Here is a 19354-nt window from a genome sequence, read left to right on the forward strand (position 1 = left end):
ACTTAATGACAAAAATAATGCCGGGCGCAGAACCGTTTCGATTTGAGGGTAAGGATTGCAATATTCTGGTTATCCACGGTTTTACAGGTTCCACTCAAAGCATGCGGTACTTGGGTGAGGAGTTGAACAATCAGTTTGGCTTTGGAACTCTTGGGCCGTGCCTTGCAGGGCACGGTACATCACCGGACGACATGGAAACAACAGGGTATTTGGACTGGCTATCTTCGGCTGAAACGGCCTTGCAGGAATTGGCCTCATTAGGAAAGCCAGTTTTCGTAACCGGTCTTTCGATGGGCGGCATGTTAACTCTCCACCTTGCGCAGAAATATCCAGATATTATTAGTGGTATCGCACCTATCAATGCTGTCGCTGGAGAGCATGATGGGTCGCTGGCAGAATTGATTGTTGACGTTGATGCTCCTTCTCGAATTCCTGGAATAGGATCAGACATTAAGGCTCCGGATGTGACTGAATTGGCTTATCCAGAAGTGCCCGTCAAATGCCTGCGGGATGTGTATCTGGCGCAGGCTGCGATCGGTGACCTGCTTCATAAAATTACGTGTCCTGTGTTAGTAATTCAGTCGAGGGATGACCATGTAGTTCATCCAACTAATGCACAACGTATCGTTCGCAAGGTGTCGTCATCTGATGTGCGATTGCTGTGGCTCGACAATTCTTACCATGTGGCAACCCTGGATAATGATAAAGATCTAATTGTCGAAAGCATCGGGAAATTTTTCTCTGAGCAGCTTGCGACATAAAAGATCCCGGCTCATAGTTGAAGTGCGAAGGGAGTAAATGGGATATGTGCCAATTATACATGCGCCTTGAGTTTACCGGTTAACAGAACGCCCCAACCTTTACGCTCTTTGATCCCACCGTCACGAAAAGAAAATCAAATACCGAAGAGTTCGATGACCTCGTTCTCTTCGTTATCATTAAAGCGGTTCTTAAGGTACTTTAAGTAAAGAAATTTTTCTGGAGCTGGAGTGAAACTTTGCTGTTCCGCCACGCAGCTAATAAGATCCAGTAATCCGCGTGTCGGGGGTTCAAGTTAGCTCTTCACCCAGTATAAAAACTCCTTGAGTGCTGACCTGCATTTAACTCATTTCCACATTTCTTTTGATATTTGCCAGGGCGATTTTTGCTTCTTCGTCCATGGCAGCGATCATTTTATCTGTGGCGGCTTTGGGGCGGGATGGGTTGATAACGGTGCGCGTAAATCGGGTTTGTCCGTCTGTGTCTGTCACGTCATAGCGGACAATGATGGTTCCCAGAAAATCTGTATAGGTCTCCCCAATCCAGTATTTGCCGGGCTCGCAATCCGTGACTGACCAGTTCAGGATCGCCTCTCCGGTTTTTGTGTGCCATTTTTCAACAAAGTGATCCCCTTTGCGCAGGGGGCGATCTTCGCTGTCAATATGGTGGGAGGCCGCCAACCATTCTGGCCATGAGTTGGGGTTGCACACATAGTCCAGTACCGCTGATGGTGTTGCGTTAATCAGAATGTCATGGCTACGCTCAAAGTGGATGGGGGTGTTTGTATCGTTCATGGGTTGTCTCCGATCCTCCGGCAGGTTGTTCGTTATTGTTTGGGCCGGAAAAGATCGCTTTATTATTAGGAAAATCTGTCATACCGGTCAAGCAGCGGAGTCGGCTGGGCTTTGTTTTTCCATATGCTGAAAATATTCGAAGGTAAGGCGGTGCACCTGCCGTCCTTGCAGCTAAAAAGAGAATTTATTTGTCAATGAATGCTATATATTGTATTTTTATAATATTGATTTTGTCGTGGAACTTGTGCGCTCACATACTTCCTTCGATGCGCCGGAAAGGGGGTTGTCGGGTATCCCATAATATGACTTCCGGGCGTGCAGGAGGAGGCGACATGAAACGCATCGTAATTTTTTCAGATGGAACGTGGAATTCACCAGAGCAGGGGGGCTCCACAAATGTTCTAATGCTGGCAAGAGGGGTAAAGCCCATTGCCGGTGATGGCCATGAGCAGGTCGCATTTTATGACTGGGGCGTGGGCACTGACCGTAAAAAACTGATGGGCGGTGTTACGGGCGAAGGCATCGACAAGAATATACAGGATTGCTATCGCTTTTTGGTGCATAATTACAATCCCGGTGACAGGTTGTTCCTGTTTGGGTTTAGTCGCGGGGCTTATACGGTTCGCTCACTGACCGGTTTTATTCGCAACTGCGGTCTTCTCAAACGGCAGTTTTCCGAAAAAATACCCGAAGCCTATGCGCTCTATCGAAAGCGGACCAAAGACAGTCATCCTGATGAAGCGCGTGCAAAAAACTTCAGGCAGCAATATGCTGTGGCAGATAAAATTCCGGTAGAATTTGTAGGTGCCTGGGATACGGTTGGTGCACTTGGTGTGCCGGTTCCGTTCTGGGGCACACTGGGAAAGAAAGAGTTTCTGTTTCACGACACGTCCCCAAGTGGGATCATCAAACATCTGCGGCATGCAATTTCCATTGATGAGGACCGTGAGGACTTTCAAGTGACACCCTTCAAGCTGAAAAGCGGCTCAACGGTGGATTTGAAAGAGGTCTGGTTTCCCGGTGTGCATTCCGATGTTGGTGGCAGTTATGACGTCCATGGGCTCAGCGATGCGGCCTGCAAGTGGATGATGGATGAGGCGCAGGGTTTCGGTTTGGAGTTTGAGCCCCATGTTCAGACCTGGCTGTCTCCTGATTTTGCCTCAAAAATGCATGAAGAGCGCAAAGGCATCTACCGGGTTCGTGACAAGGTTGCCAGAAAGATCACCGGGGCCGTTCATCGCTCAGCCAAGGAAAGATGGGACGCTGATATCAGCGGGTATAAAAAACGCAGCGCTGCCTTGAATGAACTGCTGGCAGCTCACGGCAATAATTGGGACGCCATTGAAATCGCCCATTAGGGGCGGAAGAGTTTGAGCTTGTACTAAGTGGCTCTTAAACCATCGATGCGTCCTGATTACATCAGGGCATCACATTTTGTTCTGTCGAGGGAGGCTGTGGGTTGGGTGTATTTTTCAATTAGGGCTTCGAGGCAGTTTTTCGCGTGAAGACGGTTGATGGTTTCCTCAAGTTCTTTGGCAAAAGCAGTCTGGCGTTTATCCACTGCCAGGAACAGGGCGAGTTGGGTGCTAATGATGTCGGTTTTGAATACCGTGTCCGTAGCACCTTGCTTGAAGATCAGATAGTCCATCACAAGCTCACTCGCGACAAGCATGTCGCATCTGCCCAGGTTGAGCATTTGCAGCATTGTACTTTCAGATTGCGAGTCAATTCGTTGAATGGATTGTGGTTCCCAGCGACCATTTAGTCCGCGATAAATATATCCACTATGGGTGCATAAGGAAATATTGCCAAGCTCAGATATGTCGCTTGCCTGTGTTTTATATCTGCTATAGATGCGATTGGTTTGATTGATTTGCAAAGGCACGAAGTGCAGGGTTTCACCGACCTTAGTCCAGGCAGGATGGAGGATTGAAACATGTAACTGACCTTGAGTGAATAAACTGTCCACACGTTTTCTGGGTATCGCGACATATTTGACAAACTTGTAATTTGGCATTTGCGCAATGATGTCGGGGATGACACCTGTCAGTTGTCCTTCACTTCTGATGAATAGAGGAGGGAATTCCACTTCATGCGAATTAATCAGTATTGGAAATTCTTCGCTTAATCCATAGGAGCTATTTGCTTGCGCAGAGGAAGGAGTGCAAATCGCAATTAGCAAAACCCAGATATAAAGCTGCAAAAAGCACTTAAATTTATTGCAGGTTGGCATCATGAAGTGTTCGCAACTTTTGTTAGTTTAACTGGAATTAACGTAATCAGTTCACTATTAAAGCCAAGTTAGTGCTGTCAGCCCATATGTCAACTATAGCACTGTTTTAGCAGTCTTGTAATTTCATTCGTAATTTCTGAACGCATTGCTTATGATGTGCGCCGAACAACAGGTTCAATAATAAAAAGGAAGAACGAATGTTTAGTCATATAATGCTTGGGGCAGATGACATTGAAAAATCAAAGAAATTCTACGATGCGATTTTGGGAGCGTTAGGCCACAAGCCAGGCGTCATTGACCCCAAAGGGCGCGTCTTTTATTTCACGAAAGAAGGTATCTTTTCGATCACTAAACCAATTAATGGTGAGCCTGCCAGTCATGGTAATGGAAGCACAATAGGCTTTGCGGCAGCGTCGCCAGCCGAGGCGGATGCCTGGCATGCAGCCGGTCTTGAGAATGGCGGCACAACCTGTGAGGATCCTCCAGGGGTGCGTGAAGGTGGTAACGGCGATCTGTATCTGGCGTATCTTCGCGATCCGTCCGGAAACAAAATCTGTGCACTTCACCGCATGGGTTAATTCTTAACAATCACCTCCGGCGAGGGGAGCCTTGTCGGAGGATGATCGTGTTTGAAGGCGAATTCGAAGCATTTCGAAGATAAAACGCGCTTTAACGAAAATTTCATTCCTTTATCGCGTTAACATCCCCTATGATGTCCTCACCAGATAACAAAAATATAATTTGGGAGGAAAACATGAAGAAGCTTTTAGCGGGAATAATTGTGGGTTCGCTTGTAAGTAGTGTGTCGATGGCTGCCGATAACAGAATAGACAATATACGCCCTGATGCACCTGAGCTAGCAAAGCCCGGTGATGTTACCATCGGTGTGCGGACACTCAAACTTGTGGATGAAGGTCGAATTGACGTTGTTAATGTCAAGGCCGGAGAACCACACCCCACTTACGACCGTCCTTTTGTGCTGGAAGTGTGGTACCCATCTGGCGAAGATCGACGCGGCGGCAGCTATGAGAATGTCTTCATTCGTGATGGGCATACGAAAGTAACCCTGCATGGACAGGCGGTTAGAGATGCAAAGCCCGCACAGCTTGTAACACCAGCACCACTGGTAATTATCTCCCACGGCTATCCAGGTAATCGGTTCCTGATGAGCCACTTGGGTGAAAATCTTGCGTCCAAAGGTTATGTAGTCGTATCGATTGACCATAAAGACAGTACTTATGATGATAAGGCCATGTTCGGCAGCACACTTGCAAACAGGGCTCTGGATCAGAATTTTGTTCTGAACGCTATTGATCGTCTGAGCAAAACGGACGGACATTTTCTGAATGGTCTTGTTGATGCTTCCAACACCGGACTGGTTGGATATTCCATGGGCGGTTATGGAGCTGTTATCACAGCCGGCGGCGGTGTTACCGAAGCCAGCACCAATTATAGCTGGGGCGCACCGGATGGCACATTGAAGCCAATGCTTGCGGGCTCCGATACACATGAAGCGTTGATGGATGACCGTTTTAAAGCGGTTGTTGCGGTCGCACCGTGGGGAATGAATACAGGTTTTTGGGATGCAAAAGGTCTGGCCGGAGTGCGCCTTCCCATGTTTTTTATCTCAGGCAGTGACGATGATGTGTCGGGTTATGAAAATGGAACAAAGGCCATTTTCGAAAAGACCGTCAATGTGGATCGCTATCTGCTGACTTATAAATATGCCAACCATAATGCCGCTGCGCCAATTCCAGCACCTGCAGAGGCTTGGAAGCCAAGTGAGCATCTGGACTTCGTGCCGTTTGCGCATTACGCCGATGCGGTTTGGGACAATGTGCGTATGAATAATATCATGCAACATTTCGTGACAGCCTATTTTGGCAAGCATCTACAGAAAAATGCTGAAATGAATGCCTATCTGGATCTGGTGCCTGACTCAGCCGATGCTGTTTACGCTGTTGAAAAAGATGGAACCCGGAAGCCCGAGCATAATTACTGGAAAGGATTTCAGAAAAACTCCGCTAAGGGGCTAAAGCTGGAATTCCTGGCAAAGCAGTAAGAGGACCTAATGTTTCCCGGCAGTTCATACCTTTTGGTACTGCCGGGGAGTGACGCCAGTGGCTTTTTTAAAGCTGGTTGTAAAGTGAGCCTGCGAAGAATAACCGCAGCTCAATGCAATGTCGGCAAGCGAGAGTTTGCCGGCTTTTATCATGTCTTTTGCCTTTTGAATTCGGAGCCTGCCGAGATACTGATGAGGGGGCAGCGCGAAGCTTTCCTTGAACATTCGGGCAAAATGAAAGCTGCTATATCCGGCGATATTTGCAAGCTCTTCAATGGTGATACCTTCTGCAAAGTGCGTGTTCATATAGTCCTCTACACGCTTGCAAATATAAGGTGGTAAACCGCCTTTGACCGCGGGCAGGTTGTGAGGAGATTGACTGTATTTTTGCAGAACATGGATCAAAAACAGATCCGCCGCACTGGACAGTGCGAGTTTGTTGGACTTCCTTGACCAATCGAGCGGTAATATAATGGATTTGAGTAGATTTTCTGCGTAAGGATCGGCTTCAAAGGTCAGATCTTTGAGCTCAATCTGGCGGGGGTCCCGATCCAATACTTCAAGCGCCATCAACTTCAGTTTAGATGAGCTGAAATACAGGTGAAACATTTCAAGATGTTTTGGAATTTTCCAGCGAGAGCGATGATCTTCGGGTAGCAGACATATTTTGCCCGGTGCGCCACCGAGACGGACGCCAGATTGGCTAACACGCTGAACAGCTTCACCACCGTTTAGATAAATACTGAAGGTGTGATGGCCTGGCTGGTCATATTCGGCTTCACCATATTCGTTATACCATTGTGCCATGACAACGCCCTCTGCAATCGTCGAAGATCGCAGGCTATGGGCGCCTGTATTATTCAGGACATCAAATACATGGGCTTGTGAAGCGGAATAACTCATCTGATATTACGTATAATGTTGTTACCGATCGAAAATACTGCGGGAGATAGTCAGGTGCAATTCGATTGTAGGCGGCGGTTGTCACAATATAGCAAGAATTTATAAAAGACGCAGCCTCCTGAAAGAAATGTTCATGGCTTCGGGCTAGAAAACATTTTTAAGGAGAAGCCGCATGTCGCTCTTTTTGTATATTTTGACAGTTCTGATCTGGGGGACAACCTGGTATGCCATTTCGCTTCAGCTAGGGAGCGTGCCTGTTGAACAATCCATTGCTTATCGCTTCTTTCTGGCATCGGTTACATTATTTTTGGTCTTAATTATTCTTCGCAAGGATCTGAGGCTTTCTAGGAAAGTTCATGCAAGACTAGCAGGGCAGGGCATATGTCTGTTTTCGCTCAATTTTATCTTTTTCTATTACGCGACCAACTACATTCCCAGTGGTTTGGTGTCTGTAGTGTTTTCTTTGGCGACGATTTTGAATGTCATAAATAATCGTCTGTTTTTTTCAGAGGCGATTTCACTCAAAGCTATTTTGGGTGGAATGTTGGGGCTTTTTGGGCTTGCCCTTCTTATTGTACCGACGCTGGAGGGCGATCAGGATATTCAGAAAATACTGTTCGGCCTGATACTCGCTTTTTGCGGTACATACTGCTTTTCACTTGGGAATATGATCGGAAAGTGGAATGCAGGGAACAAGACGGATGTTGCGACGGGAAATGCATACGCCATGCTGTATGGCACACTGATACTGATCTCTTTTTCTTTGTTCATGCAACGACCATTCAGCATTGAAATGACGCCCACATATTTGGGCGCTTTGGTCTATCTGGCAATTCCGGGATCTGTTATTGGTTTTACCGCTTATTTGTCTCTGGTGGGGCGTATAGGGCCTGAAAAAGCGGCCTATTCTACAGTTTTGTTTCCCGTCATTGCACTGCTGCTTTCAGCTCTTTTTGAAGGATATGACTGGAATATTGCAGCCAGTACAGGCCTTGTGATCGTGTTGATTGGCAACGTGATTGTTTTCACGCCATTGCACCGGATCAAAACGGTCTTTTTGCAAAAACACCAGCCTTCTTAATCGTCTATCGAGTTCTTAAACGAAAAAGACCCGACCAATCTGGCCGGGTCTTAAAACTGAGTTGTTAAGTCAACCTATCCTGTTTTGACACTCTGCAAAAATTCAGAAACCTGATTTCTAAGCTCATCAGATTGTCTGGTCAGGTCTTGCGCTGCGTTTAAAACGTTTTCAGCCGATCCGCCAGTGTCACTGGCAGATTGTTTAACCGTGTCAATATTTCGTGTCACTTCTTCGCTCGAGCGGGACGCTTCCTGCGCATTTCTGCTAATCTCAGAGGTGGCAGAGCCTTGTTCCTCAACGGCCGAAGCAATTGTGGTGCTGATTTCGTTGATCTCACTGATCGTTTCAAAAATCTCACTAATGGACGCCAGCATTGAATTGGTTTCACTTTGCAGTGAGCTTATTTGTCCGGAAATCTCTTCGGTGGCTTTCGCCGTCTGATTGGCAAGTGACTTCACTTCAGATGCCACAACTGCGAAGCCTTTCCCGGCGTCACCGGCTCGCGCGGCTTCAATTGTGGCATTCAGTGCAAGGAGGTTGGTTTGTTCGGCAATATCGTTGATCAGGCTCACGACTTCTGAAATTTTTCCTGTGGAATCCTGTAATGATTGCATCACGCTATTGGTGCCATCAGCCTGACTGACGGCTTTGCTGGCGATACTTGAGGAGCGGTTTACCTGATTGGAAATTTCAGAAATGGAGGCTGATAATTCTTCAGTCGCAGCGGCAACAGCTTGCACGCTTCCAAACGCACCTTGGGCCGCACTGGCAACCACGTTCGAGCGCGAGCTGGCATTCCCGGCACTTTTGGTCATTTCCTCTGCGGTGGATTTCATTTGGCTTGAAGAGGAAGCGACAGAGTCAACGATGCCCTGAACACTGCTTTCGAACCTTTGTGCCAGATCGAGAAGAGCTTGCTTGCGTTTTTCTTCAGCCTGCCTTTCGGCTTCTTTCTGCTGTTCCAATTCCCGAAGCTTGGTTTCCTCTCGCTCCTGTATTGCTTTTTGCTCTTCTTCAAGTTGGCGTTTGCGCATTTCCTCCTGCTCTGCTGCCATGGCATCCATTCGAATGGCGCTTTCGCGGAAATTGGCAATTGCGTTAGATAGGAGTCCTAATTCGTCTTTTCGGTCTGTATCGCTTGGTTCAAAATCCTTGTCACCAGACGTCAATTTTTTGACATTGGCAGTCATCCGATGAACAGGCCCGGCAATATTCCGGGAGATCATCAGGGAAATACCAATGATAAAGACCACAACTACAGCAGCGGTAATCACCATGCGCATCGCATAACTGTTTCTGCTGGCGACCAGATCGTCAATATAAACACCACTGCCAATTATCCAGCCCCAAGGAGCAAACCCCTGCACATATGAGAGCTTTTCGACAGGATTTTCTGAACCTGGTTTTGGCCAGAGATATTCAACAAATCCGCTGCCACTGGCTTTCACTTTTGCGATCATTTCCTGAAACAGAAATTTGCCATTTTTGTCTTTGAGATCAATCACGGATGTGTTGACCAGTTTTTTGGCAACGGGATGCATGACCATAATACCCTGCATGTCGTTGATCCACATATAATCTGTTTCATTATAGCGGACTGCTTCGATGGCGGTGAGGGCGAGTTTCTTGGCTTCGTCTTCTGTCAGATTACCATCCTGAGCTTGCTGGTGGTAATAGGCGGCGATATTGATATTGCTTTCGATCAGATTGCGAAGTGTGTCCTTTCGATCGTTGGTCAAAACCGTGTCGATTGAAAGTACGCCAACTATTCCGGTAACCAGAATTGCAATCAGAGCAGCGCCAACCAACCCTGCCAGTTTTGCTGAAATACTTACCTTGCTCAATAGACCTAACATGAAGAGCTCCCTAAATTTGCATATAAATTCAGATAACCCTAATTAAGTATATAATAAGTTAACTGTGATTAAGTTTATTTATAATTTTAAAGAAAAACGGCCTTCAAATTGAAGGCCGTTTCAAACAGACTACCACTACTTGTAATACTACAGGTTACTTACTCAAAAAATCGACTACATCCACCGCGAAATTGATGTCATCCTGAAACAGAAATCCGTGACCGGCATTGGGATAAATTTTAAGTTCGCTGCCCGGCAATGCTTTTGCTGCAACGCGCGAGTCTTCTGCGGGGATCATTACATCATCTTCACCATTTGCGATCAAAAAGGGTGTTTTGACAGAATTCAGCGTTGGATAGGCACCGGTTTGTGTACGCCAAACGATGACGGCCTTTGCCTGCGTCATAAAGGTTTCCGCGCTAACCGGTGGTGACGTGGGCTCGCTCCGCTTATTCAAGCGTGTCAAATGGGTAAGTCCCAGTTTACGTCCCTCCTCGGTATCGGGGAAAAACAGGTACAGAAAATCATCTGTGTCATTGACGGGTTTTCTTACGATTGTTCCAACCTTTTCCGACATAGGCGATGATGTCGCAATCAAACCCGGTGTTGAACCTGCGCTAATCGCTTTTCTCACCAGATTTTCGTGTTGCATTGCCAAAGCATATGTGACCATGCCGCCCATTGACCAGCCAAGTACGTCAACCTTTGAAAGATCAAGGGCGCGAATAATTTGGGCTGCGTCATTGGCCATGCCTTGAATTGTGTCAGATGAATTTCCTTCAGAACGCCCCACACCAAAATTGTCAAACAGAACAACAGAGCGTGTCTGAGCTATATAATCCAGAAAATTTGGATCCCAATCATCCATTGTTGCCCGGAAACGAGGGAGTAGCACTAACGGAATACCAGCCCCCTCATTCAAAATGCGATACGCAATTTTGGTATCACTGACTTCAATGTAGCGGGTTGGGGCTGTGTTGGCTGTTACCGTTTTCTCGCCAGCTTGCGCTGTTGCTTCTGAAATGGGGGACATTGTTTTCACCATATCGTTAAATTAATCATCCATTCCTCTCTTGAGGTGATGTTTATATTATGATCGTAATTTTAAATTACAAGTATAATTTTATATTATGGTCATTCACTCTTGGTGAAGTCGAAAATCCGTGGCACAATCAGGTTCCGTAAAAACGAGGTGTTTTGAGAGATGAGATACGACAAGGGTCACAAGGATCAGACACGAGAGCATATTCTGAAAATCTCGACTGAACAGTTTCTGGAGCAAGGTTATAACGCTGTTGGAATTGCAAAGCTGATGGCGAGTGCGGGTCTGACAAACGGGGCTTTTTACAATCATTTTAAATCCAAAGAGGATTTGTTCGAGTGGTGTGTCGTCCGCTCGCTTCAAAATATTCGTAAATTAATGGAAAAAAATGCGACCAAGGAAGGTGGAGGCCTGAGAGCGATAATTCTGGATTATCTGGGAGATGGTCATTTTTCAAATCCGGCTCGCGGATGTGCAGCGGCAACCCTTACGCCTGAAATCAGCCGCCTTGGAATTTCAGTGAAGACAGCTTTTACGCGCGAACAGGATGCGATCGTGGAGGTACTTGTTTCGCAGTTGCCTCATACGTTTTCGGGCGCAAAAAGGCGTGAGGTTGCACAAGCCTTGTTTGCTATGATGACAGGGACTTTACAGCTCGCACGGGCAATGCCGACTAAAGAAGCCGCTAATGCTGTTTTAGTCAGTGGTCAAAAATCGGCGTTTGATTTATGTCAGATCAAGTATGATCCATAATATCCGGTTGTTGCGGATTGTTTATTCACTCTGAAAACGTTCTTTGGGTATGTGAATGGTAATTGTTGTACCGCGACCTTTCTGACTGTCGACAATAAGCTCACCATCATGAATTTCGATTAGATGTCTGGATAACGGCAGACCAAGACCTGTTCCTTCATGGGAAATCTGGAAGCCATCAATCACCTGGCCAAAAGGGGCCATTGACTTGATAATGTCGTCTTCGCTCATCCCGATGCCGGCATCCGAAATTATAAGCCTGTATGACCCATCCTGAGTAACCTGATCTGACAAGGTTGTTGTGCTGAATTCAGGAGAGAATTTAACCGCGTTACTGAGAAGATTAATCAAAACCTGCTTTAATCGTCTGGAATCAACATACAATTGAGAGTGAACACGCTTCAGTTCACATTTGATCGTTACGGATTTTTTATGGGCGCGACCTTTAACAAGATCAATGCTCGCCTTGATCAAATCATCAATTTCACACCAAGTTTCAGAAATTTCCAGCTTCTCTGCTTCAATTGCAGATACATCGAGGATGTCATTAACTATCTGCAGCAGATGTTGCCCTGCATTTTCAATATCCTCAATATACTCGAGATATTTCTGATTTCCCACGGGCCCAAAGATCTGCTGTTTGACCGAGCTGGAAAAACCGATAATGGCATTTAAGGGGGTGCGCAATTCATGGCTCATATTCGCCATGAAGTCGGTTTTTACACGGTTGCTGCGCTTTAGTTCTGCATTGAGATGTCTAATGGTTCTGTGCTGTCTCAGGATAAGGTTATTGATAGCGTTTTGCATGCTGGAGGCGACGCTCATTTCCCAGTCGCTCCAAAATACGGAATGCCGACGTTTGATTTCGGTCCAACGGTCGAAAGACAAGCGGGGTAATACTGGTTGCCCGTCTTCGTGTTCTTTCAGATGCGCCGGGTTTCCTCCCCAATCCGTTTTTTGAATGACTTCTGGCCTGAACCAGATCATGAAGTTGTCTTTTTTTTCTCCAACGGCACATATCAAGGCGCCGCTGGCAATTTTCGCGTGGCAGCGGAACCCGGTTAAAATGTCTGACAGGCAATCTGATGCATATAAGGTGTTCCCTTTATCAATCTGAGATTCCTGAAACCATTTCGCCAGATCCAATATGGTTTTTTCTGGTGGTGCGTTGCCGATGCTGATTGATTCAAGGCTTTTATCTTCTGATGGAAAAACGATCGCTGCACTTTCACAATCATCAAAAAGATCCCGTAAGGTGATTTCACCGGCAAAAATTGATTCCAGCATATTATCGGCTCCCGATAACTGCTCCAGCAGGAGGGCATGCCTGTGAATGTGATCCAGCTGCTTTTCATACTCTTTCACATGCAGTTCACGTATATAGCGCGTAAAATAGACCTCCGTCAGATTTACAGCGAGAGACAGAGACAATGCTGATAAGTGATGACTGCTTTTCTTGTGGCCCACAATCAGCCCCCACAGCCGTTTTCCATCCATTATGGAAATAGAAAGCGCCCCATCAACGCCGAGGTTCTTCTGATAAGCCAAATGAATGGGAGACTGGCTTCTGGCCCAGGCAAGCCCAATATCGAAGGGAGCGTTTGTCGCTTCGTCAATAGCGGGATAGAGCGGGGCAGGGTCATATTCTCTGTTTGGGTGATAGCGCAGGACACTTTTTTGGTACAGTGCGCGGGCTTGCGCAGGGATATCAGATTCCGGGAAAAAGAAACCCTTGAAAGACTGCTCCCATTTTTCAGACACATTCTCAGCTATAACCTGTCCGTGACCGTCTTTGTCGAATTTATAAATGAGGACACGATCATAACCAGTCAGCGTTCTTAACTCCTCCGCCGCAAGTTGCGGTATATTGATGAAATCATCAAGTAGCGAAAGTCGCCGTGTTGCCTGCGTAAAATTATTTAGCTGTGTCGATGTTTGCAGGATTTCCGATTTTTTGCCAGGTTTGCTTTGTGGAAAAAGTTCCACTAACAGGTTAAAATCCTGCCGGTGGAGTACGACGTCATGCAGTTGGTTCTTCAGTCGTAATATGCCAATTGTGTAGGAAGAGAATTCATTGACCTTTAATGTCTCAAATATTTCCTGAATCTCGGGAAATATTTCCGTAACCGGCTTGCCGATGATTTTTTCACTGAAATTATAGTCTTTCAGAAGGTTTTGACTACAAGCTCTAATTTCGTGATTGTTTGGATTTACAATAACAAGATATACGTCAGGGTGAATGCCTGCCGCCTGATGGATGGGTTCTTCCTCACAAGCGGATCTGGGTGATTTCAAGATATCTTCCAGATTTAGTTCATTCATAAAATGTAATGTTGGTGTAAGATGTCAGGAAAGTCAAAATAAACCAGCGAAATAGAAACTAAGAGTTTAACCATGTTAGAGGCATCAAAATTGCTACGAGAAAAAACTCGTGTGCTGCATGAGAAAGCCGAGCAACTGACGCTTTTGAAACAGCTCGCAGAGGGGCGAATTACTCTGGCCGAATATTGTCGGGCTGTTGAACTTTTTTTCGGGTTCTGGCTATTAATGGAGGAAAAACTAAAATTCTACCCTAAACCAACGGAAGCCAGTTTGGGGCTGGAGAAATTGAGGTTGGATCTGTCGCATCTTGGGTACAGTCCAAAGCAGATCCTGCAATTACCTGTTTGCGAGGATGACTTTAAAGTTGAAACAGCAGCTAATGGATTGGGAGTTCTTTACGTTGCTTTAGGTTCACAACTTGGCAGGTCAATTATTTACAAAAACCTCCAGTCGCGCTTAGATCTCCCCGAAAATTCCACGTCTTATTTTAAACCAAACGATCAGTTGTGGGCGAATTGGCGAAATTTTCAAATGTTTTTGAACGCTTCTATTCAGAATGTATCGCAGATGGAAGAAACCTTGTGGGCAGCGAAAATGACTTTTCAAAGTTTTATCAGGTGGTTTCATATTAATGAGAAAAACGGCCCCGTATTAACGGAGCCGTTTCTTGGTACATTATGATTTTTGCAGATATTCCTCTTTTTTCTTGGGCGTCATATTTTCAACCGCGAAATTGGGAACTTTGAAATAGTAATCGTTGTTTGATACCTGCAAATAGTGCTGATCCTGTCCTTTTACCTTTTTCAAATGGTAGGTGAGTTCGCTACCGTCGGTCTTTACGATAGTGAACGTCTGTGAACTGTTTTCAAACTCTTCTGCTACTTCCTTTGCTACTTCATTGTAACGGGGCTGTAGCAGACGGTTCGCCAACCGCTCCGTTTCGTTTAGATCCACCTGAGCAGCCTCGTCTATCTGATCGAGCAGCCATTTGCCGTCTTTCCGGATCAGTGTGAAGCCCTCGAAACGGATCTCGGTGACATTTTCTGCAGCGATATTAAGTGCATCCTTGTCAGCCCAATCCTGAGGGTCTTCATCCAGTTGATAGGTGTTGAATGTCAGGTCATGAACAGCATTTTGACCATCAACCCGGCCGAATACCCGCTTATAGCCGGGTGAAGTGCCAAGGGTAAGTTTTGCGACAATCTGATCACCGTTATAGAGCGTAGCCCGCTTTTCAAAGCTGTCATCCAGTGTCTTGAAGCGTTTGGCTGTATTCTCATCACGGGCTACGATCCAGCTACTTTCCAGCTTTTCGAGATCTTCGATCAAGCTGGAAACTTTTTCGCTGTCAGCCTGGAAACCACCAAGTTCTGGCAGTTTCCAGTCACTGTCCTGTTTAATCAATTCAACAATTTTTTCTCCGCTTTCAGCTTCAATTACAAGTCTGTCAACAGACTCTCCGCTGAATGACAACAGCTGCTGTGGTGTTTGTTTTGCAGAAAGAGGATCATTGTCAATTAACAGAACACCCACCAGAACAAGCTGTGCAACCAGAACCAGAGAGAGGGTTTTAATATATTTTACCATCGATCCCTCCTTAAGCTTCAAGAAATTGACGATAGCGGGCTATCTGTCTGCCTTTAACCACCCTGCGAATTCCATACAGAATTGTCAGAGCGATCACCGCCAGTAGATAGTTTCCATATTCCCAGACAAGCTGATTTTCTGGGGCGATAGGTGCCAATGTTCGTGAAAACTGACCCCGCGAGCGAATTTCCATCAAGGTACGGTCACCCAAGGAGTAATCCACGACATTTTCCACCAGCTCTATCGGTTTAAAATAACCGCTGCGCAATGAATTACCCATCAATTCCAGTACTTCGTCACTCAGGAAACTGTCCGAACCAATCAGGAAAATTCGGGCAGCGTCAGTTGAACGCTCTATGATGGTGCTATCGACAAAATTGGTTTCATCGGTAGACTTACTGTCGTCGTCCGCAGCCGGTTTTTCCTGTTCTTTTTCAGAAAAAACCAATGGGTGTTCCTTTCCTGCAAAGAAAGAAGTGAATTCACCCTCGACCAATATTCCCAAATCATGAACAGAAGCCTCGCCGATCTGTTCGAAGCCAAAGTCATCATGTAGATTATAATCGGGTTGAACTTTGGGATCCTCCATCAGCCAAGCCTGATCAGAACTTCGCAGGAGAGTTTTAAAAGAGCGTTCGCTGTTTTTGTCGGTATCGACGGAAACCGGTGACGCCCAACTCAATGTGACTTGAGACAGTCCGGAAGTGATCAAGCTGTCCTTGTTCAGGCCTTCCGCCCGAACGTCAACGAAGGGGGGATAAGCTACCAGGTTGATTTGTTGGACTGGGATGCCACCAAGGCTCCGTTCAACAGGCACCGGGAAGGGAGAGCTGCGACTATCGACGATCATTCCTTTGTCTAAAGAAAGACCATGATGTTCTAACCAGTCCTCAAGCCCGGTATTTACCTCATCGACGCTCAACGCTCCTTTAGTATTGACTTCATATGGCGAGGCGGCGATTGCAACACTTCCGCCTTTCATCAGGAACTGGTCGATGGCAAATAGCTCTTTGTCTGTCAGATCCTTAGGTGATGCAATCAATAGAAAGTCCGCATCATCGGGAACCTTTCCAGATGAAAGATTTGCATCTATGACCTTTACATTTTCATCCAGACCAGCGCGCAAGCTATAGAAAGTCTGGCCGCCCATACCATATCGCGCCATTTGCGGATTAACTTTAGGCGCATGCAAGGCGACAGTTTTCAGGTACCCACTGGCGTAACGCTGCAGCCCCGTTTTGATGGCAGATTCAAGTCCTTCCTTGTCCAGTGACTGAGGTAGCGGAACCCGATACAGCATGTCATCAGTGCCTCTCAGCACCAATGTGAACCAGAAACTGTTATCGTCAAACAATCCAGCCTGCAATGGACGTAAACCCAATTCCTCACGAAGACGCTTGGCGAGTTTGCCTTCATTCGCGTCAGGGTCCTGTCTGTTGAACAGGAAAAGCCCTTCAGATGCAGTTTTGAACTCGGCACTAACTTCTTCGACAACAGAAACGAACTCGGCCAATGAAGTTGGAAGTTTGGAGTTGTCTGAAATATAGGCTTGCAGTGTTACCGGCCTATCCAGTTTTGCAAGTACATCTCCACCACCTTCATACTGTTGTATGACCTTTTTAATGGCTTGAGTGATGTCAAATTCTGGATTTCTAAGATCAACAGTCAGATCTGTTTCCGAGCGTGCTTTGACATCAATCAGGTCTCGAAAACCAAGCGTTTCATGTTGGTCACCATATTGTATGACTATGTTGAAGTATGAATTTACAACTGATGCTTCATACTTGTTTGATGACTGAAAGGTAACAGGTTTGATGTCAAACTTGTTGGATGCCTCGGCTTCAAGCTTAGGATCTTCAAGCGGGTCGATGAATTCAACACGAACGTTATCAGAAGCCGCAATTTCATATTCTCTTAAGAGGTCGCGCAGTCTGGGAACCAATGGTGATAGTAGAGGATGGGTCTGAGCTGTAAAATACCCTCGGATCAACAACGGTTGCCGCGCTTGATCCAGAACAGTTTTGGACGCATCAGATAGAGAATAGATATTGCCTTCGGTCATATCCACGCGAAGACTTGTGACCTGGTGAAGCCAGATATTGCCAACAAATAGATTGGCTACAAGTAGAGCTGTACCTCCTTTCCAGATCAGATGGTGTCGTTTTTTGGCGCCTTGATCCCAGCGAAGTTTTTCGAGCACAAACAGGTTTAGTAACAGGAACAGGCCCATTATACTTACGTAATAATAGATATCCCGGATATCCAGAACACCGCGCGTGATTGAGTCAAAGCGGGAGCCGGATCCAATCAAACGCAGAAATTCACCTGTATAATTCCCAAATAGGGACGTAAGTGCTGGTGACCCCAGAACATAGAAAAATCCGCAAACCAAGGCGGTTGTAATAAGACTGACAACCTGATTATCTGTTCTTGAGCTCATAAAAAGGCCGATGGCTACGTATGCCCCACTTAGAAAGAGCGAAGCGATATAAGCGCCGACAACTGGCCCCCAATCCAAATCTCCCAGAAAGGACACTGTAATGGGAAGTGGCAGGGTGCACAAAAGTGCGAGGCTCACTAATCCCATCGCACCGATAAATTTTCCCGCCACAATTTGCCAGGTTGCAGTAGGAGCAGTCATAAGGAACTCCAGTGTGCCCATACGCCGCTCTTCGCTCCAGCTTTTCATTGTTAATGCGGAGACCAGAAATACCAGCAATAGAGGCATCCATTCAAACAATGGACGGACATCCGCGATGTTGCGTGAAAAGAATGTTTCCACCCAGAAGAAAACAAACAAGGATACGGCCATAAAAACACCGATAAAAATATAGGCCGCGGGTGACGCAAAGAAACTACTGAATTCTTTGCGGGCGAAATTGGAAATTGCGCTAAACATCAGGCTGCCTCCTCTGATTTAAGAGAATTCAACGACTGGTCTGCTTCAGTGTTGGCAATTTGTTCAAAAATGCCTTCTATGGTTTGTACCTGTGGTTGAATGCTGTAGAGGTTCCAGCCGGCTTCAACACAGGTTCGTGATATTTTAGGGAGGGTTTCCGTCATTTTACCCTGCGCTACAGTCAGGCGGAATTGGCGTTGACCATCCTTTAGTCCAACCTCTTCGATCTGGGAAATATCCGCTTGACCCCAAAGCTTTTCTTTCAGTTTTTTGAGGCCTGTATCAACGGTCACCAGGATACTGTCGGACATTTCCAGCTCGCTCAGACGGCGATCCAGCGCCAGTTTGCCTTGCCTGATAATCAATACTCGATCACAAACGGCTTGCACCTCCTGCAGAATATGTGTGGAGAGAATAACCGTTGCTGATTTCGCCAGTTCACGAATGAGGTTGCGCATCTGCTGAACCTGAGTTGGGTCAAGCCCATTGGTTGGTTCATCAAGAATAATGATGGACGGATCATTTATTAATGCCTGCGCAACGCCAACGCGTTGTTTATACCCGCGTGAAAGGCTTGAAATAGGGTCCAGCGCCTTGCTGTCAGGTCCGTTCGTTTAATGACTGACTTGATCTGAGAAAGTCGCTTGGCTTTTTCCACACCTTTTAGTTCAGCCACGAACTCCAGATATTCCGCAACTGACATTTCAGGGTATGTTGGACTGTTTTCAGGTAAGTAACCGATGCGTTTGCGCACAAAATCCAGATTTTCTTCCAGACTGACATCCAGTATCTCGATTGAACCTTTACTTGGCTCAAGATACCCTGTCAGCATTTTCATAATTGTAGTTTTACCTGCCCCATTGTGACCCAGCAGGCCGACAACTTCCCCTTTATTAATTTGAAAAGACACGTTATCGACAGCTTTAAAATCACCATAATGCCGAGACAGGTTTTTGACTGTAATCATCATAACCTCCTCTTTCACTGCCGAGCGGGCCACCTGATTTCCCATTTCATCGAAGGGCGACTTGTCGGCAAGTACTGTCAAAAAAGGCGGGGCGGA

General features: G+C 46.3%; 16 protein-coding genes and 1 pseudogene. 7 read left to right on the forward strand and 10 right to left on the reverse strand.

Translation table 11 applies throughout. From position 1 onward, the window contains the following. Window positions 1-5: 5 nt before the first annotated feature. Window positions 6-761, forward strand: coding sequence for an alpha/beta hydrolase (locus tag JCM23214_RS06970; protein ID WP_025898329.1), 756 nt, complete (start codon window positions 6-8; stop codon window positions 759-761). Window positions 762-1100: 339 nt separating this feature from the next. On the opposite strand, the gene JCM23214_RS06975 is transcribed toward JCM23214_RS06970, so the two are convergent. Continuing rightward, on the reverse strand, window positions 1101-1553 hold the full coding sequence (locus JCM23214_RS06975) for an SRPBCC family protein (RefSeq protein WP_025898330.1): 453 nt from the start codon (window positions 1551-1553) through the stop codon (window positions 1101-1103). 332 nt (window positions 1554-1885) lie between these two features. Here JCM23214_RS06975 and JCM23214_RS06980 point away from each other — a divergent pair, with 332 nt between their 5' ends. Next, window positions 1886-2911 carry a T6SS phospholipase effector Tle1-like catalytic domain-containing protein gene (locus tag JCM23214_RS06980; protein ID WP_025898331.1) on the forward strand — a complete coding sequence of 342 codons (1026 nt, stop codon included), beginning with the start codon at window positions 1886-1888 and terminating at the stop codon, window positions 2909-2911. A 56-nt stretch (window positions 2912-2967) separates the two neighbouring features. Here JCM23214_RS06980 and JCM23214_RS06985 read toward each other — a convergent pair whose 3' ends face one another. Then, entirely contained in the window at window positions 2968-3789 is an 822-nt protein-coding gene (locus tag JCM23214_RS06985) for a substrate-binding periplasmic protein (protein WP_025898332.1), read from the reverse strand. A 194-nt stretch (window positions 3790-3983) separates the two neighbouring features. Between JCM23214_RS06985 and JCM23214_RS06990 the strand changes: the two genes are divergently transcribed. Both JCM23214_RS06990 and JCM23214_RS06995 read left to right on the forward strand, forming a co-directional pair. Then, window positions 3984-4364: a VOC family protein gene (locus JCM23214_RS06990; protein ID WP_025898333.1), complete on the forward strand. Its 381-nt coding sequence runs from the start codon at window positions 3984-3986 to the stop codon at window positions 4362-4364. Window positions 4365-4540: 176 nt separating this feature from the next. Then, window positions 4541-5848 (forward strand): alpha/beta hydrolase family protein, encoded by a 1308-nt coding sequence (locus JCM23214_RS06995; RefSeq protein WP_025898334.1) that lies wholly within the window; start codon window positions 4541-4543, stop codon window positions 5846-5848. 24 nt (window positions 5849-5872) lie between these two features. Here the strand turns inward: JCM23214_RS06995 and JCM23214_RS07000 are convergent, their stop codons facing one another. Continuing rightward, entirely contained in the window at window positions 5873-6751 is an 879-nt protein-coding gene (locus tag JCM23214_RS07000; protein ID WP_051548058.1) for a helix-turn-helix transcriptional regulator, read from the reverse strand. Window positions 6752-6923: 172 nt separating this feature from the next. Between JCM23214_RS07000 and JCM23214_RS07005 the strand changes: the two genes are divergently transcribed. Continuing rightward, entirely contained in the window at window positions 6924-7832 is a 909-nt protein-coding gene (locus tag JCM23214_RS07005) for a DMT family transporter (protein WP_025898336.1), read from the forward strand. 74 nt (window positions 7833-7906) lie between these two features. Here the strand turns inward: JCM23214_RS07005 and JCM23214_RS07010 are convergent, their stop codons facing one another. Beyond that, a complete protein-coding gene (locus JCM23214_RS07010; protein ID WP_037492635.1) occupies window positions 7907-9688 on the reverse strand; it encodes a cache domain-containing protein in 1782 nt (593 codons plus the stop codon). A gap of 154 nt (window positions 9689-9842) precedes the next feature. After that, complete coding sequence (locus tag JCM23214_RS07015; RefSeq protein WP_051548088.1) at window positions 9843-10721, reverse strand: alpha/beta fold hydrolase; 879 nt, start codon at window positions 10719-10721, stop codon at window positions 9843-9845. A 171-nt stretch (window positions 10722-10892) separates the two neighbouring features. Here JCM23214_RS07015 and JCM23214_RS07020 point away from each other — a divergent pair, with 171 nt between their 5' ends. Continuing rightward, the gene (locus tag JCM23214_RS07020) at window positions 10893-11483 is read left to right on the forward strand and encodes a TetR/AcrR family transcriptional regulator (protein WP_025898339.1); all 591 of its coding nucleotides are present in this window, start codon (window positions 10893-10895) and stop codon (window positions 11481-11483) included. Window positions 11484-11504: 21 nt separating this feature from the next. Here JCM23214_RS07020 and JCM23214_RS07025 read toward each other — a convergent pair whose 3' ends face one another. Next, window positions 11505-13805, reverse strand: coding sequence for a GAF domain-containing sensor histidine kinase (locus JCM23214_RS07025; RefSeq protein WP_025898340.1), 2301 nt, complete (start codon window positions 13803-13805; stop codon window positions 11505-11507). A gap of 72 nt (window positions 13806-13877) precedes the next feature. Between JCM23214_RS07025 and JCM23214_RS22240 the strand changes: the two genes are divergently transcribed. Further along, window positions 13878-14486 (forward strand): biliverdin-producing heme oxygenase, encoded by a 609-nt coding sequence (locus tag JCM23214_RS22240; protein ID WP_025898341.1) that lies wholly within the window; start codon window positions 13878-13880, stop codon window positions 14484-14486. Here JCM23214_RS22240 and JCM23214_RS07035 read toward each other — a convergent pair. The 4 genes and pseudogenes from JCM23214_RS07035 to JCM23214_RS26920 form a co-directional block, all read right to left on the reverse strand. Beyond that, window positions 14481-15392 carry a DUF4340 domain-containing protein gene (locus JCM23214_RS07035; RefSeq protein ID WP_025898342.1) on the reverse strand — a complete coding sequence of 304 codons (912 nt, stop codon included), beginning with the start codon at window positions 15390-15392 and terminating at the stop codon, window positions 14481-14483. The genes JCM23214_RS22240 and JCM23214_RS07035 overlap by 6 nt on opposite strands. A 10-nt stretch (window positions 15393-15402) precedes the next feature. Next, window positions 15403-18291: a Gldg family protein gene (locus tag JCM23214_RS07040; RefSeq protein ID WP_025898343.1), complete on the reverse strand. Its 2889-nt coding sequence runs from the start codon at window positions 18289-18291 to the stop codon at window positions 15403-15405. Continuing rightward, window positions 18291-18749, reverse strand: a complete 459-nt coding sequence (locus JCM23214_RS26915; RefSeq protein ID WP_234397650.1) for a gliding motility-associated ABC transporter ATP-binding protein — start codon at window positions 18747-18749, stop codon at window positions 18291-18293. Before JCM23214_RS26915 ends, JCM23214_RS07040 begins: the two co-directional genes overlap by 1 nt. Further along, window positions 18750-19303 (reverse strand): annotated as a pseudogene (locus tag JCM23214_RS26920) (ABC transporter ATP-binding protein); the annotation flags it as partial. Between the last annotated feature and the right edge of the window lie 51 nt (window positions 19304-19354).

It is taken from the genome of Sneathiella glossodoripedis JCM 23214, assembly GCF_000616095.1.
Lineage (GTDB): Bacteria > Pseudomonadota > Alphaproteobacteria > Sneathiellales > Sneathiellaceae > Sneathiella > Sneathiella glossodoripedis.

Bases quoted from the DNA above. Each gene is read 5' to 3' on its own strand.
- JCM23214_RS06970 (WP_025898329.1), top strand. From the start codon at position 6: ATGACAAAAATAATGCCGGGCGCAGAACCGTTTCGATTTGAGGGTAAG.
- JCM23214_RS06975 (WP_025898330.1), bottom strand. From the start codon at position 1,553: ATGAACGATACAAACACCCCCATCCACTTTGAGCGTAGCCATGACATT.
- JCM23214_RS06980 (WP_025898331.1), top strand. From the start codon at position 1,886: ATGAAACGCATCGTAATTTTTTCAGATGGAACGTGGAATTCACCAGAG.
- JCM23214_RS06985 (WP_025898332.1), bottom strand. From the start codon at position 3,789: ATGATGCCAACCTGCAATAAATTTAAGTGCTTTTTGCAGCTTTATATC.
- JCM23214_RS06990 (WP_025898333.1), top strand. From the start codon at position 3,984: ATGTTTAGTCATATAATGCTTGGGGCAGATGACATTGAAAAATCAAAG.
- JCM23214_RS06995 (WP_025898334.1), top strand. From the start codon at position 4,541: ATGAAGAAGCTTTTAGCGGGAATAATTGTGGGTTCGCTTGTAAGTAGT.
- JCM23214_RS07000 (WP_051548058.1), bottom strand. From the start codon at position 6,751: ATGAGTTATTCCGCTTCACAAGCCCATGTATTTGATGTCCTGAATAAT.
- JCM23214_RS07005 (WP_025898336.1), top strand. From the start codon at position 6,924: ATGTCGCTCTTTTTGTATATTTTGACAGTTCTGATCTGGGGGACAACC.
- JCM23214_RS07010 (WP_037492635.1), bottom strand. From the start codon at position 9,688: ATGTTAGGTCTATTGAGCAAGGTAAGTATTTCAGCAAAACTGGCAGGG.
- JCM23214_RS07015 (WP_051548088.1), bottom strand. From the start codon at position 10,721: ATGTCCCCCATTTCAGAAGCAACAGCGCAAGCTGGCGAGAAAACGGTA.
- JCM23214_RS07020 (WP_025898339.1), top strand. From the start codon at position 10,893: ATGAGATACGACAAGGGTCACAAGGATCAGACACGAGAGCATATTCTG.
- JCM23214_RS07025 (WP_025898340.1), bottom strand. From the start codon at position 13,805: ATGAATGAACTAAATCTGGAAGATATCTTGAAATCACCCAGATCCGCT.
- JCM23214_RS22240 (WP_025898341.1), top strand. From the start codon at position 13,878: ATGTTAGAGGCATCAAAATTGCTACGAGAAAAAACTCGTGTGCTGCAT.
- JCM23214_RS07035 (WP_025898342.1), bottom strand. From the start codon at position 15,392: ATGGTAAAATATATTAAAACCCTCTCTCTGGTTCTGGTTGCACAGCTT.
- JCM23214_RS07040 (WP_025898343.1), bottom strand. From the start codon at position 18,291: ATGTTTAGCGCAATTTCCAATTTCGCCCGCAAAGAATTCAGTAGTTTC.
- JCM23214_RS26915 (WP_234397650.1), bottom strand. From the start codon at position 18,749: ATGCGCAACCTCATTCGTGAACTGGCGAAATCAGCAACGGTTATTCTC.